Raw genomic sequence first — 1,380 nt, forward strand, 5'->3', positions numbered from 1 at the left:
AGGACGCCGGGCAGGCTGACTCGAGTACTTCCTGCCGCCCGCAGGGGCTGGCTCTCTTTGGGTGTGTCGACCTGCCCGGTGCCCGTTCGCGGCTTGACTCAACAGAGGCATGAGCATCGGCCACCCCACGTTTCTCGAAGTCGGGATGTCAGCTGCGGATTCCACTGACCCGACACCGAGAAGGAGGGGACCGCCGATGATGCTGATCGGCATCGATCCGCACAAGTCGACCCACACGGCCACGGCCGTCGATCCCGAGACCAACCGTGATCTCGCATCGATCCGCATCGACGTGACGCTCCAGGAGTACCAGCGCATGCTGGACTGGGCCCGTCAGTGGCCCGAGCGGCGATGGGCTGTCGAGAACGCCAAGGGCCTGGGACACCACCTGACTTCATGGCTGCTCGCCCGGGGAGAACAGGTCGTTGACGTCGCACCGAGCGCCACTGCCCGCGTCCGCCAGCTTTCACGCGGCGCAGGCCGCAAGAACGACCGCATCGACGCCGCCGCGGCAGCGTGCGTCGCTGCTCTCCAGGGCGACGCACGGCCGGTGCAGCCCGACAGTTCAACAGACGCACTGGCGCTGCTGGACGAACGCCGCAGCAACCTCGCGCAGGCCAGGGTCCGTGCGGTGAACCAGCTCCACGCGCTGCTGCGGGCCCTGCTGCCCGGCGGGGCACCGCGGGACCTGTCCGCGGCCAAAGCCGAACAGCTGCTGGACACGGTGGTCCCCGTGGGTTCGGCCGAGCTCACCCGCCACGCCCTCGCCGCTGACCTGATCGCCGAGATCCGGACCTGGGACGTGAAGCTGAAGGACAACGCCAAGGCTATGGCAGCACTGGTCGCAGAGTCCGAAAGCCGACTGACCGACACTCCGGGCATCGGAGCCGTGACCGCTGCCCGACTCCTGGGCCGCACCGGAAACCCCGCCCGCTTCCCGACCGCCAGCTCCTTCGCCCAGTACGCCGGCACCGCTCCCATCGAGATCGCCAGCGCCGACCGCGCACGCCACCGCCTGTCCAGGCGCGGCGACCGCCAGCTCAACGCGGCACTTCACACCGTCGCCATCACGCAGATCCGCATGCCGGGCACCCGAGGCCACACCTACTACCAGGCCAAACTCTCAGAAGGAAAGACATCCAGGGAAGCACAACGCTGCCTGAAGCGCCGCCTCGCTGATCACGTCTGGCGAACGATGATCAGCGACGAACGCCGACGCACCCAGACGACGGGCCCGGGAGGACAACCGGGGGCGACTACAGCATCCAGCGCGGCCGGCCCAACCCCGACGACCGACTCTTCGGACAAGTCACTTCCCGGACCCGCCGAACCCGAGCCTACGCCGACACCCCAACCAGCTTGACAAACACAGAGGCACCC

At 68.3% G+C, this 1,380-nt stretch carries 1 protein-coding gene; it reads left to right on the forward strand.

From position 1 onward, the window contains the following. The first annotated feature begins 196 nt into the window (after positions 1-196). A complete protein-coding gene (locus ACIBJF_RS53450) occupies positions 197-1,363 on the forward strand; it encodes an IS110 family transposase (RefSeq protein ID WP_399185120.1) in 1,167 nt (388 codons plus the stop codon). Positions 1,364-1,380: the final 17 nt, after the last annotated feature.

The organism is Streptomyces sp. NPDC050743 (assembly GCF_044456925.1).
Classification (GTDB): Bacteria; Actinomycetota; Actinomycetes; order Streptomycetales; family Streptomycetaceae; genus Streptomyces.

Coding starts and splice junctions, on each gene's coding strand:
- ACIBJF_RS53450 (WP_399185120.1), top strand. CDS start 197: ATGATGCTGATCGGCATCGATCCGCACAAGTCGACCCACACGGCCACG.